This window comes from Terrabacter sp. R4-6 (genome assembly GCF_057529065.1).
This window is the reverse complement of the sequence record NZ_CP197224.1, coordinates 1,622,359-1,638,271: the sequence shown is the minus strand read 5'-3', so window position 1 is coordinate 1,638,271 and position 15,913 is coordinate 1,622,359. Positions and strand designations below refer to the sequence as shown.

General features: G+C 71.9%; 12 protein-coding genes. 10 read left to right on the top strand and 2 right to left on the bottom strand.

From position 1 onward, the window contains the following. Window positions 1-61 precede the first annotated feature (61 nt). Both ACSSS0_RS07715 and ACSSS0_RS07710 read left to right on the top strand, forming a co-directional pair. The gene (locus ACSSS0_RS07715) at window positions 62-1,762 is read left to right on the top strand and encodes an alkaline phosphatase D family protein (RefSeq protein ID WP_487230649.1); all 1,701 of its coding nucleotides are present in this window, start codon (window positions 62-64) and stop codon (window positions 1,760-1,762) included. Between the two features lie 11 nt (window positions 1,763-1,773). Next, window positions 1,774-2,610, top strand: coding sequence for a DUF4037 domain-containing protein (locus tag ACSSS0_RS07710; protein WP_487230648.1), 837 nt, complete (start codon window positions 1,774-1,776; stop codon window positions 2,608-2,610). Here ACSSS0_RS07710 and ACSSS0_RS07705 read toward each other — a convergent pair. Then, the gene (locus tag ACSSS0_RS07705; protein ID WP_487230647.1) at window positions 2,607-3,770 is read right to left on the bottom strand and encodes a potassium channel family protein; all 1,164 of its coding nucleotides are present in this window, start codon (window positions 3,768-3,770) and stop codon (window positions 2,607-2,609) included. The genes ACSSS0_RS07710 and ACSSS0_RS07705 overlap by 4 nt on opposite strands. A 275-nt stretch (window positions 3,771-4,045) precedes the next feature. On the opposite strand from ACSSS0_RS07705, the gene dnaK reads away from it, so the two are divergent. From dnaK to ACSSS0_RS07670, 7 genes are all read left to right on the top strand, one after another. Continuing rightward, window positions 4,046-5,959, top strand: a complete 1,914-nt coding sequence (dnaK, locus tag ACSSS0_RS07700; protein ID WP_435984590.1) for a molecular chaperone DnaK — start codon at window positions 4,046-4,048, stop codon at window positions 5,957-5,959. Next, a complete protein-coding gene (locus tag ACSSS0_RS07695) occupies window positions 5,956-6,678 on the top strand; it encodes a nucleotide exchange factor GrpE (protein ID WP_487230646.1) in 723 nt (240 codons plus the stop codon). Before dnaK ends, ACSSS0_RS07695 begins: the two co-directional genes overlap by 4 nt. Window positions 6,679-6,767: 89 nt before the next feature. After that, window positions 6,768-7,787, top strand: coding sequence for a DnaJ C-terminal domain-containing protein (locus ACSSS0_RS07690; protein ID WP_435984592.1), 1,020 nt, complete (start codon window positions 6,768-6,770; stop codon window positions 7,785-7,787). A gap of 16 nt (window positions 7,788-7,803) precedes the next feature. Continuing rightward, window positions 7,804-8,259: a heat shock protein transcriptional repressor HspR gene (locus ACSSS0_RS07685; protein ID WP_435987807.1), complete on the top strand. Its 456-nt coding sequence runs from the start codon at window positions 7,804-7,806 to the stop codon at window positions 8,257-8,259. 117 nt (window positions 8,260-8,376) lie between these two features. Continuing rightward, window positions 8,377-11,538 (top strand): ATP-binding protein, encoded by a 3,162-nt coding sequence (locus tag ACSSS0_RS07680; protein WP_487230645.1) that lies wholly within the window; start codon window positions 8,377-8,379, stop codon window positions 11,536-11,538. A 192-nt stretch (window positions 11,539-11,730) separates the two neighbouring features. Next, on the top strand, window positions 11,731-12,456 hold the full coding sequence (locus tag ACSSS0_RS07675; protein ID WP_487230644.1) for an ANTAR domain-containing protein: 726 nt from the start codon (window positions 11,731-11,733) through the stop codon (window positions 12,454-12,456). A gap of 9 nt (window positions 12,457-12,465) precedes the next feature. Continuing rightward, window positions 12,466-12,723 carry a hypothetical protein gene (locus ACSSS0_RS07670; RefSeq protein ID WP_435984595.1) on the top strand — a complete coding sequence of 86 codons (258 nt, stop codon included), beginning with the start codon at window positions 12,466-12,468 and terminating at the stop codon, window positions 12,721-12,723. Between the two features lie 55 nt (window positions 12,724-12,778). Here ACSSS0_RS07670 and ACSSS0_RS07665 read toward each other — a convergent pair whose 3' ends face one another. After that, on the bottom strand, window positions 12,779-13,186 hold the full coding sequence (locus ACSSS0_RS07665; RefSeq protein WP_487230643.1) for a DivIVA domain-containing protein: 408 nt from the start codon (window positions 13,184-13,186) through the stop codon (window positions 12,779-12,781). Between the two features lie 149 nt (window positions 13,187-13,335). Here ACSSS0_RS07665 and clpB point away from each other — a divergent pair, with 149 nt between their 5' ends. Then, window positions 13,336-15,897, top strand: coding sequence for an ATP-dependent chaperone ClpB (gene clpB / locus ACSSS0_RS07660; RefSeq protein ID WP_487230642.1), 2,562 nt, complete (start codon window positions 13,336-13,338; stop codon window positions 15,895-15,897). Window positions 15,898-15,913 lie beyond the last annotated feature (16 nt).

Sequence of the window (15,913 nt, the reverse complement as noted above, 5' to 3'; positions counted from 1 at the left end):
GCACCGGGTTCTCACAGGCGTTTTCGTCCCCGGGTGCGCCCGGGTGGGGCAATGCTGGGGCATGACCGAATCCGACTCCGCCCACGACCCCGCCGGGTCGCTCGTCCTCGGCCCGATGCTGCGCTACATCGGCGAGACAGACGCGACCGTGTGGGTCGAGACGTCCGGTCCGGGGCTCGTCACGGTGCACGCAGACGGGCGTGACTGGATGGCACCGACCTTCACCGTCAAGGGCCACCACTACGCCCTCGTGGTCGTCGACGCGCTCGAGCCGGGCGGGTCCTGGGACTACGCCGTCAGCATCGACGACACCCCGGTCTGGCCGGAGCCCGACAGCGCCTTCCCGCCGCCGCGCATCCGCACCATCGACCGCGGCCGGCCGACCCGGCTGCTCTTCGGCTCGTGCCGCACCACCGTGCCGCACGACCGGGAGGGCCACCGCACCAACGGCGTCGACGCACTGCGCACCCTCGCTCTGGCGCTGGCCCGGGGCGAGGAGGAGTGGCCCGACCTCGTCGCCTTCCTCGGCGACCAGGTCTACGCCGACGAGACGTCCGAGGCGATGCGCGAGTTCATCGCCGCCCGCCGCGACATCACCGAGCCGCCCGGCGAGGAGATCAAGGACTACGAGGAGTACGCCCACCTCTACCGGCTCGCGTGGGGCGACGCGGCGAACCGCTGGCTGCTGTCGACGGTGCCGAGCTGCATGATCTTCGACGACCACGACATCCGCGACGACTGGAACACGTCGTGGACCTGGCACGAGGAGATCAACCGCACCCCGTGGTGGCACGAGAGGCTGATGGGCGGCCTCTCGTCGTACTGGGTCTACCAGCACATCGGCAACCTCTCGCCGTCCCAGCTCGCCGACGACGAGATCTACGCGCAGGTCCTCGCCGGCGCCGACGCCGCAGGGGAGGAGCTCGACCTGACCGAGCCCGTCTTCGACCTCGCCCGCCGCTCGGACCGCCACCCCGAGGTCTACCGCTGGAGCTTCCGGCGCGACCTCGGCGACGTCCGGCTCGTCGTCGTCGACTCCCGGGCCGCCCGGGTCCTCGAGCCGCAGCACCGGTCGATGCTCGACCCCGACGAGATGCGCTGGCTCGACGAGCAGCTGACCGGCGACGTCGAGCACCTGCTCATCGGCACGTCGCTGCCGTTCATGCTCCCGCCGGGCCTGCACGACCTCGAGGCCATCGACGAGGTGCTCGCCATGGGCACGCACGGGCGCCTCGTCGCCGAGGCCGCCGAGAAGGCACGGCAGTCCATCGACCTCGAGCACTGGGCCGCCTTCAACGACGGCTTCGTCGAGGTGTTCGACATGGTCATGGAGGTCGCGCGCGGAGAGCGCGGACCGGCACCGGCGAGCGTCGTCTTCCTCTCCGGCGACGTCCACAACTCCTACGTCGCGGAGGTCGTCGACGCGCGGACGCGTCACGGGGCGACGTCGAGGGTCGTCCAGGCCGTCTGCTCGCCGATCCGCAACCCGATGCCGCGGATGGTCCGGGTCATGATGTCGGCCTTCGCGCGGGGGCTCGTGCGGCCGATGCGGTTCGTCGCCGAGCACTCGAAACGCGTGCCGGACCCGGCCTACCCGTGGGCGGTCACCGACGGGCCGTGGTTCGACAACTGCCTCGCCGAGCTCACCGTCCAGGGTCGGGACCTCTCGATCGTCTGGCGCGGTGGCGAGGTCCGTGACGGCGACGACGCCCACCCCGTGCTGACCACGGTGTCGAGCGTGCGCCTCCCGGCGGCGGGCTGACGAGGCCGACCGTGGACGAGGTGGAGCGTCGGGTCGCGCTGGCGCGCAAGGCCGTCCGGGCGTACGCCGCGAACCCCAAGGTCGCGGCCGCGCTCATCGGCGGGTCCGTGGCCCGCGGCCTCGCGGACGCGTCGTCCGACATCGAGCTCGACGTCTACTGGTCCGCGCCGCCCACCGTGGCCGACCGCGAGGCGGCGATCGAGGGCGCCGGGCTGACCCGGGTCTACGCGGAGGAGGACGAGCACGAGTGGGCCGACGGCCTGCTCGTCGGCGGCGTCAAGACCGACGTCAGCGGCTTCGTCACGTCGACCATCGACACCTACCTCGACCGGGTGCTCGCGGGCGACACCGAGGCGGAGCTGCAGGTGCGCGTCACCGCCCTGCGCGACGGCATACCGCTCCACGGCCGCGAGGTCGTCGAAGCCTGGCGTGCGCGGTGCGACGACTACCCGGAGGCCCTGGCCGTGGCCCAGGTGCTCGAGGCGCTCGACCTGCGGCCCCGGGAGCGGCTCGAGATGCTCGCGGCCCGCGACGACGTCGTCCTGCTCCACCGCGACCTCGTCGACGGCGTGCAGGGGGTGCTCGACGCCCTCTTCGCGGTCAACCGGGTGTGGATGCCGCACCCCTTCCACAAGTGGCTCGACCGCGAGGCGACCCTGCTGGCCCACCGCCCCGAGCGCCTTGTCGAGCGCATCCGGGCGCTGCTCGTCGCGCCCCCGCACGACGCGGTGGCCACGCTGGTCGCCCTCGTCGAGGAGACGTACGACCTCGCGCACCAGCACGTGCCGGGGGCCGACGTCGCGCCGTTGCGCGCGGCCTTCGGGCTGCGACGGGTCGAGTACACCTAGGCGCGGCGCAGGCGGCTCGCGAGCCCCTGCGGCGCGTCGGGCACCGGGGGTGCGGCGGCGTCGGGCTCGAGGGCGCTCTCGTGGTCGAGCGGGCTCAGCGTGCCGAGGCTCTCGGCGACGACGACCGCGTGGTCGCCCCGGCGCAGGCGGAAGTCGGCCTTCGGGTTGGCGACGGTCACCCCGTTCCGCACGATCGCGAGCAGGGTCGCCTCGTGCTCGGCCCGCAGGCGGGCCGAGAGCTCGTCGGTGGAGAGGTCGGCGTAGTCGTCGGGGAGCGACACCCGGTAGAGCTCGGATCCCTCGCCGCCCGAGACGATGTCGGTGACGAGCCCGGCGAGGCCGGGGTAGAGCGCCGAGCGGGCGAGCAGCCGCGACGCGAGGCGGGAGGTCACGAGGATCTCGTCGGCACGCGCTCGCTCGAAGTGCTCGACGTGCTTGGGGTTGTTGACCTCGACGACGGTCCGCACGGACGGGGCGAGGGTCTCGATGGCGAGGACGGCGAGGATCGAGCGCATGTCGGCCTCGTTGCTGCCGTCGGCGGGGAAGACGATGGCCGCGGAGGCCTCCCGGATCCCCGCGCGCTCGAGGTCGTGGGCGTTGGTCACGTCGCCGCGCACGAAGTAGACGCCCATGCCGGCGGGGTTGTTCTCGCTGTCGTGGACGAGCACGATCTTCGCGGTGAACTCGTCGCCCTTGAGCTCCTCGATGAGCTCGCGTGCGGTGGAGTTCCAGCCGCACACGACGATGTGGTCCTCGTAGCCGGCGGCACCCATGCCCTGGCCCTCCTTCAGCAGGAAGTCGATGACGAAGCCGACGAGCGCGGCAGTGAGGGCGGCGACGATCGCGACCCCGAAGAAGGCGAGGAACCAGCCGATGACGAAGCCGGGCCCCGACGTCACGTAGCTCGAGTCGCCCGACCCGATGACCGTCGTCACGGCCCAGTAGAACGAGCCCACGAGGCCCTTGGCCGACCGCTTCTCCGCCTCGAAGACCGTGACGAGGAGCGCTGCGAGCAACACGAACCCGATGACCGCCCCGAGGAGGGACCGGAAGAAGTGCAGGTCGAGGCCCGCACCGATGCGTTGGACGTGGAAGCCGATGCGGCGCATGACGGGCAGCGCCAGCAGCGGCCGGAACGGCGTCAGGACGACGCGCTTCATCGCGACACGCACCGGACCCCCCGTCCGTCGCGCGAGACCCCCCACGGGACTCCCATCCCGACATGGTCCCGCTCCGGGGGCCTGCGTGGGGCGGATTCCGGTGAAGAGCCGGCCGTGGGCGGGAACAATCGCGCGACGCCCAGAGTTGAGTCGGGTGAACGCAAGATTTGCGAGTCCGGTTTTGACAATCACGTCGGAGCCGGAGCAGATTGAGCGAGGACCTGTTCCATCAGACCACCAGCTGCACACGATCTCTAGATCACAAGGAGTCACCCATGGCACGTGCCGTCGGAATCGACCTCGGTACCACCAACTCGGCCGTCTCCGTCCTCGAGGGCGGCGAGCCGAGCATCATCGCGAACGCCGAGGGCGGGCGGACGACCCCGTCCGTCGTCGCGTTCTCCAAGAACGGCGAGGTGCTCGTCGGCGAGGTCGCCAAGCGCCAGGCCGTCACGAACGTCGACCGCACGATCCGCTCGGTCAAGCGCCACATGGGCACCGACTGGAAGTCGCCCGAGATCGACGGCAAGACGTACACCGCCCAGGAGATCAGCGCGCGCATCCTGCAGAAGCTCAAGCGCGACGCCGAGTCCTACCTCGGTGAGACCGTCACCGACGCCGTCATCACCGTCCCCGCCTACTTCGACGACGCCGAGCGCCAGGCCACCAAGGAGGCCGGTGAGATCGCGGGCCTCAACGTCCTGCGCATCGTCAACGAGCCCACCGCCGCCGCGCTCGCCTACGGTCTCGACAAGGGCAAGGAGGACGAGCTCATCCTCGTCTTCGACCTCGGCGGCGGCACGTTCGACGTGTCCCTCCTCGAGGTCGGCAAGGACGCCGAGGACGGCTTCGCCACGATCCAGGTGCGCGCGACCAACGGTGACAACCACCTCGGTGGCGACGACTGGGACGACGTCGTCGTCCAGCACCTCATCACGCAGGTGAAGAACAAGACGGGTCAGGACCTGTCCAAGGACAAGATCGCGATGCAGCGCCTCCGCGACGAGGCCGAGCGCGCCAAGAAGGAGCTCTCCACCGCGACGAGCACCAACATCTCGGCGCAGTACATCTCGATGACGCCCGAGGGCCCGATCCACCTCGACGAGAACCTCACCCGCGCGCAGTTCGAGCAGATGACGAAGTCGCTCCTCGACCGCACCAAGGCGCCGTTCCACAAGGTCATCGAGGACGCCGGCATCAAGGTCGCCGACATCGACCACGTCGTGCTCGTCGGTGGCTCCACCCGCATGCCGGCCGTCACCGCGCTCGTCACCGAGCTGACCGGCGGCAAGGCCCCCAACAAGGGCGTCAACCCCGACGAGGTCGTCGCCATGGGCGCGAGCCTGCAGGCTGGTGTCCTCAAGGGCGAGCGCAAGGACGTCCTGCTCATCGACGTCACGCCGCTCTCGCTCGGCATCGAGACCAAGGGTGGCCTCTTCACCAAGCTCATCGAGCGCAACACCGCCATCCCGACGAAGCGCTCCGAGATCTTCAGCACCGCCGACGACAACCAGCCGTCGGTCCTCATCCAGGTCTTCCAGGGTGAGCGCGAGATCGCGCAGCACAACAAGTCGCTCGGCACCTTCGAGCTGACCGGCATCGCGCCGGCCCCGCGCGGGGTGCCGAAGATCGAGGTCACCTTCGACATCGACGCCAACGGCATCGTCAACGTCTCCGCCAAGGACCAGGGCACCGGCAAGGAGCAGAAGATGACGATCACCGGCGGCTCGGCCCTGTCGAAGGAGGAGATCGACAAGATGGTCAAGGACGCCGAGGCGCACGCCGACGAGGACCGCAAGCGTCGCGACGAGGCCGAGGCCCGCAACCAGGCCGAGCAGCTCGTCTTCTCGACCGAGTCCTTCCTCAAGGAGTCGGGCGACAAGGTCCCCGCCGACGTCAAGACGCCGGTCGAGGAGTCGCTCGCCGACCTCAAGGCCGCCATCGCCGAGGGCTCCGAGGCCACCGCCGACGACATCAAGGCCAAGGTCGAGGACCTCAACACGAAGTCCCAGGCCATGGGCCAGGCCGTGTACGCCACCGAGCAGGCCTCCGCGAACGCCGCGGGTGCTGCCGGGGCGCAGGACGGCGCTCCCGCCGACGACGCCACGGCGGGTGGGTCCGGCGCGTCCGACGACGACGTCGTCGACGCCGAGGTCGTGGACGACGACGAGGCCAAGGACGCCAAGTGACCGAGTCCCCGCACCACGGCACGTCCGGCGAGCAGCCCGACGTGACCGCGACGGGCGCGACGGGTGCCGGCGGCGACGCCGCCGGCACCCCGCCCCGTGGCGGTTCGGGCGACTCCGCCCACGGCGCGCGTCACCACAGCTACTACGAGGGCGGCGCGGGCGCGTCGTCCGAGCCCGGTGGTGAGGACGAGTTCGACCACACCGCGAACGACTCGGGCCAGACCGGCGAGTCCGGCGAGTCCGGCGAGTCCGGCGAGTCCTCGGAGACCGAGGGCGTGGCCCTCGCCGAGGAGGACACCATGGCCGCGACGCTGCTCGCCGACCTGCAGCGACTGCAGGCCGAGTACGTCAACTACAAGAAGCGCGTCGACCGCGACCGTGAGGTCATCCGCCACACCGCGGTCGGCAGCGTCGTCGAGTCCCTGCTCCCGGTCCTCGACGACATCCACATGGCCCGCCAGGCCGGCGACCTCGCCGGCGGTCCGTTCGCCGCGATCGCCGACAAGCTCGAGGCGACCCTCGGTCGCTTCGGCGTCGAGCGCGTCGGCGAGGCCGGCCAGGAGTTCGACCCCAACGTGCACGAGGCCCTCATGCACGTCGAGGCCGAGCTGCCCGAGGGCGCGACGGGCACGACCGTCGTCCAGGTGCTGCAGCCCGGCTACCGCATCGGTGACCGGCTCGTCCGTGCCGCGCGGGTCTCGGTTGCCGACCCCGCCTGAGACGTCCGCCGCCGGGCTGCGCACGCAGCCCGGCGGCATACCCGATGATGGGAGCAGCGTGAGAGTCACCGTGAACGAGGAGGTGCGCCATGGCTAGTCAGGACTGGTTCGAGAAGGACTTCTACGCGATCCTCGGCGTGCCCCAGGACGCCGACGCCGCGACGATCAAGAAGACGTACCGCAAGGTCGCGCGCACGATGCACCCCGACCACAACGTCGGCGACTCCAAGGCGGAGGAGCGCTTCAAGGAGGTCGGGGAGGCGTATGCCGTCCTGTCCGACCCCGAGAAGCGGCGAGAGTACGACGCGATCCGCGCGATGTCGCACGGCGGTGCCCGCTTCACCGCGGGGGGCGCGGGTGGCCAGGGTGCCGGCTTCGAGGACATCTTCTCCGCCTTCGGCGGGGCCGGTGGTCCCGGTGGCCAGCGCGTGCGCTTCGACACCGGCGGGGCCGGCGGCCAGCCCAACCTCGAGGACATCCTCGGGCAGATGTTCGGCGGCGGCGCCGCCGGCGCTCCCCGCGGTGGCTACGGCAGCTACGGCGCGACGGCAGGCCCGCGTCCGGGGGCCGACGTCCAGGCGAGCACGCACATCGGCTTCCGCGACGCCGTCGAGGGCTCGACGGTCTCGCTCAGCTCTCCCGACCTCGGCCGCATCAACGCCCGCATCCCCGCAGGCGTCAAGGACGGCCAGCGGATCCGCCTGCGTGGCAAGGGTCGTCAGGGCGACCCCGGCGCGCCGGCCGGTGACCTCATCCTCACCGTGGCCGTCGACAAGCACCCGGTCTACGGCCGCGACGGCGACAACCTCACCCTCGACCTGCCCGTGACGTTCGCGGAGGCCGCGCTCGGCGCGACCGTCGCGGTCCCGACGCTCGACGGCGGGTCGGTCAAGGTCAAGGTCGCGCCCGGCACCCCGAGCGGCCGCGTCCTGCGGCTCAAGGGTCGCGGCGTCAAGCGGGGCGACCACGTCGGCGACCTGCTGGCCCGCGTACAGGTCGTCGTGCCGCAGCGGCTGACCGACGAGGCCCGTGAGGCCGTCGAGAAGATGGCTGCCGCCGAGGACGGTCACGACCCCCGCGCCGACCTCTTCCAGCGCGCTCGCGCCTGACGGGACAGGGGTGACGATGATGGCCCGCAAGAGCGCCCGCCCCGGCGGGCACGACGACGACGCACCGGTCTTCGTCATCTCCGTCGCGGCCGAGCTGGCCGGCATGCACGCGCAGACGCTGAGGCAGTACGACCGGCTCGGCCTCGTCTCCCCGTCGCGCACGCGCGGGGGCGGACGGCGCTACAGCACGCGCGACGTCGAGCTGCTCCGGGAGGTGCAGCGCCTGTCGCAGGAGGGGGTCTCCCTCGCGGGCATCCAGCGCATCCTCGACCTCGAGAACCACGTGACGGCCCTCCGGTCGCGGGTCGAGGAGCTCACGGCCGAGCTGGCGGCGGCCCAGGCGGCCCTGTCGTCCGGCGCCCGGGTCTTCGCGGTCGGTCCGCGCGGCGAGGTGGTGGCGGTCCGACCGGGCCAGCGCCCGCCCAGGGCCCCGTCGTCCCAGGCGCTCGTCGTGTGGCGGCCCGAGCGCTAGCTTCTCGCCTAGGGGTGTCGCTGGCGTGTGTCAGACTGTGCACGCCTCAAGCAGATGGGGCGCGCCGTTGTGGAATGCCGCCGGAGGCAGCTTCTTGACCCCAGTCCCGGAGGTCGCGTGACCCCGCACCACCCCGAGGGCGTCCTTTCCGGCGCCCCCACGACGAACGCCACGGGCGTCGACGTGCCTTCGGCCCCGACCGGCATGCGCGACCTGTTCCTGCGCACCGACTGGTCGGCGACCTCACTGGGGCCGGTCGAGTCCTGGCCGGCCAACCTGCGCGTCCTCGTCGACGTCTGCCTGTCGTCGCGGTTCCCGATGCTCGTCTGCTGGGGCCCCGACCTGCTCATGCTCTACAACGACGGCTACCGCACGATGCTCGGCGACAGCAAGCACCCCGAGGCGTGGGCCCGACCGGTGCGTGACGTCTGGCCCGAGGTCTGGGACGTCATCGGACCGATGTTCGAGGGCGTCACCAGTGGCGGCCCGGCGACGTGGGTCGAGGACGAGCTGCTCGTCGTCGACCGCGCCGGCTACCTCGAGGAGGCCTACTTCACGTGGTCCTACGGCGCCATCCACGACGACTCCGGCTCGGTCGTCGGCGTGCTCAACGTCGCCACCGAGACCACCGCGAAGGTCGTGGCCGAACGCCGCGCCGACGTGGCGTCCCGGCTCTTCGCGTCGCTGGCCGGCGCTGAGGACGCGGAGGACGTACGCCGTCGCGCCCTCGAGGTGCTCCGCTCGGACGGTTTCGACCACCTCGCGAGCGACGTGCGCTGGTGCGTGGCGGGTGACCCCGCGCCCGGGACCGTCGACGACGAGGGCCGCACGGTGCACGTCGTGCCCGCCGTCGAGCCCGGGCTGCTCGAGCCCACGGCGCACCTGCTGCTCACCGAGAACCCCCGTCGCCCGTGGGACGCCCAGCTGCAGGTCTACGCCGAGCTGTGCGCCTCGCACGTCGCGATGGCCCTGAGCGGCATCCGCCGCCTCCAGGAGGAGCGTCACCGGTCCGAGGCGCTGGCCGAGCTCGACGTCGCGAAGTCCGACTTCTTCGCCAACGTCAGCCACGAGCTGCGCACGCCGCTGACGCTCATCGCCGGACCGGTGCAGGACGCCCTCGAGGCCGACGGCCTCGACCCCGAGCAGCGCCAGCGCTTCGAGCTGATCCGCCGCAACACTGACCGCCTCGCCGGCCTCGTCGACCGCATCCTCGACCTCACGAGGGTCGAGGCCGGTGCCGTCGAGCCGCACTGGGTCCCGGCCGACGTCGAGGAGCTCGTCACCGGCATCGGCGCGAACTTCCGCCCCGCCATCGAGCGCACCGGCCTCGAGTTCGAGGTGGTGTGCGACGACCTCGACCACGAGGCCTACATCGACGTCGACATGTTCGAGCGCATCGTGCTCAACCTGCTGTCGAACGCCCTGAAGTTCACCGCGCGCGGGCGCATCTCGCTCCACCTGGGCGGCACCGACACCGGGTTCGCCGTCTCCGTGACCGACACCGGCATCGGCATCGCCGAGAAGGACCTCGACCTCGTCTTCGACCGCTTCCGGCAGCTGGACCGCGGCGACGACCGACGCTCGCGCGAAGGGGCCGGCATCGGCCTGTCGCTCGTGCGCCAGCTCGTCGACCTGCTCGGCGGCCGGGTCGCGGTCCAGTCGCGGCAGGGACGTGGCAGCACCTTCACCGTGTCCTTCCCGTGGGGCCGACCCGCCGAGCGGGCCGCGCTGCGCCCCTCGATCACGCCGCGCTCGGCCGAGTCCTTCATCCACGAGGCGAGCAGCTGGGTCGTGCGTGACGCCGTCGCGGCCGAGATGCAGGCGTCAACCGCTGGCGCAGGTGAGGCACCGGCGCAGCTGCCCGGCCCCACGTCACCGGCCACGAGGCCCGACGCGGTGCGCCCGACGCTGCTCGTCGTCGAGGACAACCACGACATGCGCGACTACATCGCGCGCCACTGCGTCGTCGACTACGACGTCGTGTCGGTGCGCGACGGGATCGAGGCCCTCGAGCACCTCCGCGTCCGGCGCCCGTCGATCGTCCTCGCCGACGTCATGATGCCGCGCATGGACGGGCTGACGCTCGTGCGGGAGATCCGCGCCGACCCGAGCCTTCGTGACCTGCCGGTCGTCCTGCTCTCCGCGCGGGCCGGTGTCGAGGCCAGCACCACCGGGCTGCTCGAAGGTGCCGACGACTACGTCATCAAGCCGTTCCAGCCCCAGGAGCTGCGCGCGCGCCTCGCCGCCAACCTCGTGCGAGCCCGTTCGCGGTCACGCGACGCCGCGTGGCTCCGCGCCATCCTCGGTGCCATCCAGGAGCCGTTCGTCGTCGTCGACGGTGACGGTCTCGTCGTCCAGGTCAACGAGGTGTTCACGCGCACGTTCGGCTGGTCGCTCGCCGACGGCCCGCTCGTGCCGCCCTACCCGTGGTGGATCCCGGAGTCCGAGTCGCCCGGCGAGCGCAGCGCGCACCAGCGACGCATGGAGCTGCTCCGGTCCGGCCGTCCCGTCGAGGAGGACCGCTACCGCATCCTGAGGCGCGGTGGCGGTGAGGCCTGGGTCCACGTCCGGGCGGCGAGCGTGCCGGGCACGGCCGAGCACGACGGCTTCGTCATCGTCGTCGTCCGCGACGAGACGCGCGAGCGCGAGTCGCGCATGCGGCGCGAGCTGGCAGCCCGGATCGCCGTCGACCTCGCCACCGCGGAGGAGCTCGACCAGGTGCTCGCCACGGCCGTCACCGGCTTCACCGTCCTCTTCGACGGCACGGTGACCCTGCGCGTCTCGCCGACGAAGGGGGAGTCGGTCGTGCTGTCCCCGCGTGGTCGGGTGGACGTCGCCGACCTCGACCCGGGCATCCGGCGCGGGCTCGAGTCCTCGCCCCACCGCCACGACGTCCTCGTCGGCGACAAGCGCGAGGGCCTCCTGCTGCTCCCGACCGCGCAGGAGTCCGACTGCCGGGCCTGGGTGCAGTTCGACGAGCCGCGGCTCGTCTCGAGTGACGAGCTCATCGTCGGCGACCTGCTCGCGCAGTCGCTCGGGCAGGCCGTCGACCGGGTCGTCGCGCGGCAGGCCCGCGCCCAGAAGGAGCACCAGCTCGAGCAGGCCATCGAGAGCCACCGGCTCATCGGCCACGCCGTCGGCGTCCTCATCGAGCGCCACCGCATCACGGCGACGCAGAGCTTCGAGATGCTCCGGCAGGCCTCGCTCAACCGCAACGTCAAGCTCCGCGAGATCGCGGCGCGGGTCGTCGAGAGCGGGCAGGACCCCGACCAGGCCTGACCGCCGCTGTCGAGACGCGACCTCCGGGGCAAGGGGCCTCCGGAGGTCGTGTGCGTGTGGCCTTGTGCCGCCGGGGAATTGGCCTTTCCCAGCAATTGCCTCGTGTCGTGCTTTGTCCGGCGGCGTCGCGGGATGCAACACTGTCCTGCCTCCAAGTTCGCGGGCCTTCCCACGCATACCCTGGAGGCCCCCGTGACGGTCCTGCGTCCGGCGACGGCAGCGAACGACGACCGCGTGCCCGACGTGGCAGCTCGGATCACCGCCGCGGCGCGGCAGCTGGTCCGTGCGGAGGACCTCGAGGAGGCGCTCGCACTCGCTGCGTCCGCGCTCGGTCAGGCGCTCTGCGGCGAGGCCGTGATCCGGATGACCGCCACCCAGCACGACCTGCTCGCCAACGCGTCGGGTGTCGTTCCGCCGTCGGCGCTGCCCCCGGCCGTCCGCGAGGTCCTCTCCGGTCCCGTCGAGCTCGACAGAGAGACGGGGGAGACGGGGGAGACGAGGGAGACGGTGGGGCCGATGGAGCCCGGTGGCGCCGGGACCCGCGGCATCCTCATGGAGTCCTCGGGCATCCACGCCACGTGCCGGGTGTGGGCCGGCGTGGCGCAGGCGCCGGGTCCCGGTCCGGCCGAGCGGACCGTCGCCGAGCTGCTCCTGCACGCGCTGGCGCAGGCCGTGGACCGCATCGTCACGGTCGACCGCTTCCGCCAGAACGAGGCCAACCTCGAGCGCGCGGTCGAGAGCCACCGGCTCGTCGGCCAGGCCATGGGCATCCTCATCGAGCGGCACAGGATCGTGTCGGAGGAGGCCTTCGACGTGCTCCGGCGCGCGTCGCAGGACCACAACGTCAAGCTGCGCGAGGTCGCCCAGCGCGTCATCGAGACCGGCGCCGAGCCGGACGAGGTCGTCGGTCGGTCCTAGGCTGGGCAGGTGAGCCCGACGGACGACGCCCAGCACCTCATCGTGCTGCCGGAGCGTGACGTCGCCGAGGAGCTCGCCGAGGAGCTCGAGGCAGAGGGGCTGCCCGACGTCCGGGTCGTGCGTGAGGCGCTCGCGGGCGAGGACGACTCCGAGGCCCACGAGTGGGCGGTCTACGTCCGCACCCCTTCCGACCCCGCGTATGCCGTCCGCTTCCAGGCGCTCGCGGCGGCCCACGACGGCTGGTACGACCCCGACCCGCACGACTGAGCAGCGGTGATGGCCGCGCGCTCCAGGTGACGGTCGACAGTGACTCGTGGGCAGGTCAGCGACCGAGGAGGCGCGCGAGGAAGCCGCGCGGGGGCTCCGTGACGGCGGACGGGAGCGGAGCAGCCGGCCCTGACGCACCGCGGGTGCTCACGGCGGCGTTCGGGCTCACGCCGGAGTCGGCGCTCGTGTCGCCGGGCGGGGTGGTCGCCCCGCCGAGCGCGGTGGTGACCCGATCGAGGGCGGCGTCGACGTCGGCCATGTCGTAACCGCGCCGGGCGGTCGTCGTCGGGAACAGGCAGGCGCCCACCGCGGCGACGATCTCGTGGTCGGCGTCGCCCGACAGGAGCAGCTGGACGAGTCCGTCGATGAGGTCGTCGACAGCCCCCTCGTCGTAGCCCTGACGGAACTGGGTGGTGCGGAAGCGCGCGGTGCGCAGCTCGTCGGCGATGGCGGTGCGGTCCATCCCGCGACCTTAGGCGGGCCGCTCCACGCCGGCGCGGCGGCGCGCCCCGGCGGTATACGTCACCATCCCGTGACGCACGAAGTTGAGTGGAATAGACTCAAGTCAGCGCCGGTTGATCCCAGTGAACCGATCCCTCACCAGGAGTACGCATGGACCTACAGCTGACCAACAAGGCTCAGGAGGCCTTCGCCCAGGCCGCGACGACCGCGACGGGCAAGCACCACCCGAACATCGAGCCGGCACACCTGCTGCTCGCGTTGGCAGCCCAGAGCGGCACGACCACCCCGGCCCTGCTCACCGCCGGGGGCTCGAGCGTCGCTGCGGCGACCGCCGCTGCCGAGCGCGCCATGGCCGCCATGCCGCAGGTCACCGGCGGCGCCCAGCAGCCGCAGCTCTCGGCGACGGCCGGGCGCGTCGTCCAGCAGGCGCAGCAGTACATGACGGCGATGGGCGACTCCTACGTGTCCACCGACCACCTCCTCCTCGCCATCGCTCGCACGGGCCAGTTCGGCCTCGACGCCGATGCCATCGAGGCGGCCATCCCGGAGCTGCGCGGAGGGCGTCCCGTGACGTCCGACAACCCCGAGGGCACCTTCGAGGCGCTCGCGAAGTACGGCACGGACCTCACCGCCCGGGCGAGGGAGGGCAAGCTCGACCCCGTCATCGGCCGCGACGCCGAGATCCGCCGTGTCGTCCAGGTGCTCTCGCGCCGGACCAAGAACAACCCCGTCCTCATCGGCGAGCCCGGCGTCGGCAAGACCGCCGTCGTCGAGGGCCTCGCCCAGCGCATCGTCGAGGGCGACGTGCCCGAGAGCCTGCGCGACAAGACCCTCTACTCCCTCGACCTCGGCTCGATGATCGCCGGCGCGAAGTACCGCGGCGAGTTCGAGGAGCGGCTCAAGGCCGTCCTCGAGGAGATCAAGGGCAGCGACGGCCAGATCGTCACCTTCATCGACGAGATCCACACCGTCGTCGGCGCTGGCGCCGGCGGCGAGGGCGCCATGGACGCCGGCAACATGCTCAAGCCCATGCTCGCCCGCGGCGAGCTGCGCCTCGTCGGCGCGACGACCCTCGACGAGTACCGCAAGCACATCGAGAAGGACGCGGCGCTCGAGCGCCGCTTCCAGCAGGTCTTCGTCGGCGAGCCCTCCGTCGAGGACACCATCGCCATCCTCCGCGGCCTCAAGGAGCGCTACGAGGGACACCACAAGGTGACCATCGCCGACTCCGCCCTGGTCGCCGCGGCCAGCCTCTCCGACCGCTACATCAGCGGCCGCCAGCTGCCCGACAAGGCCATCGACCTCATCGACGAGGCCGCCTCCCGGCTGCGCATGGAGATCGACTCGAGCCCCGTCGAGATCGACGAGCTCCGGCGTGCCGTCGACCGCCTCAAGATGGAGGAGTTCGCCCTCGAGCAGGAGAGCGACGCGGCGAGCAAGGACCGCCTCGAGCGCCTGCGCAAGGACCTCGCCGACCGGTCCGAGGAGCTCGCCGCCCTCAACGCCCGGTGGGAGGCCGAGAAGTCCGGGCTCAACGCCGTCGGTGACCTCAAGGCCCGCATCGACGACCTGCGCACCCAGGCCGACCGGCTCCAGCGCGAGGGCGACCTCGGCGCCGCGTCCAAGATCCTCTACGGCGACATCCCGACCCTCGAGAAGGAGCTCGCGACCGCCCAGGAGCGCGAGGCCGCGGCCACGACCGGCGACGACGAGCCGATGGTCAAGGAGGAGGTCGGCGCCGACGACATCGCCGACGTCATCTCCGCCTGGACCGGCATCCCCGCCGGCCGGCTCATGGAGGGCGAGTCCGAGAAGCTGCTGCACATGGAGCAGCACATCGGTGCGCGCCTCATCGGCCAGACCGACGCGGTGCGAGCCGTCTCCGACGCGGTGCGCCGCACCCGGGCCGGGGTCTCCGACCCCGACCGGCCGACCGGCAGCTTCCTCTTCCTCGGCCCGACCGGCGTCGGCAAGACCGAGCTGGCCAAGAGCCTCGCAGACTTCCTCTTCGACGACGAGCGCGCCATGGTCCGCATCGACATGTCGGAGTACTCCGAGCGGCACTCCGTCGCGCGCCTCATCGGTGCGCCTCCCGGCTACGTCGGCTACGAGGAGGGTGGCCAGCTGACCGAGGCCGTCCGCCGCCGGCCCTACTCCGTCATCCTGCTCGACGAGGTCGAGAAGGCCCACCCCGAGACGTTCGACATCCTGCTCCAGGTCCTCGACGACGGCCGCCTCACCGACGGCCAGGGTCGCACCGTCGACTTCCGCAACGTCATCCTCGTGCTCACCTCCAACCTCGGGTCGCAGTTCCTCACCGACCCGACGCTGAGCCCCGAGGCGCGACGGGAGTCGGTCATGGGCGTCGTGCGCTCGTCGTTCAAGCCCGAGTTCCTCAACCGGCTCGACGAGGTCGTCGTCTTCGACGCCCTGAGCCGCGACGACCTCGCCCACATCGTCGACCTGCAGGTGCGAGCCTTCGCCGAGCGGCTCTCCGACCGGCGCATCACGCTCGAGATCACCGACGACGCGCGCCGGTGGCTCGCGGCGCGCGGCTACGACCCCGCCTACGGCGCCCGGCCGCTGCGTCGGCTCGTCCAGCGCGAGATCGGCGACCGGCTGGCCCGCGGCCTGCTCTCGGGCGAGGTGCGCGACGGCTCCACCGTCACGGTGGGCGTCGACGCCGACGGGGAGGCTCTCGTCCTCGTCTGACGGCCCGCACCGTCAC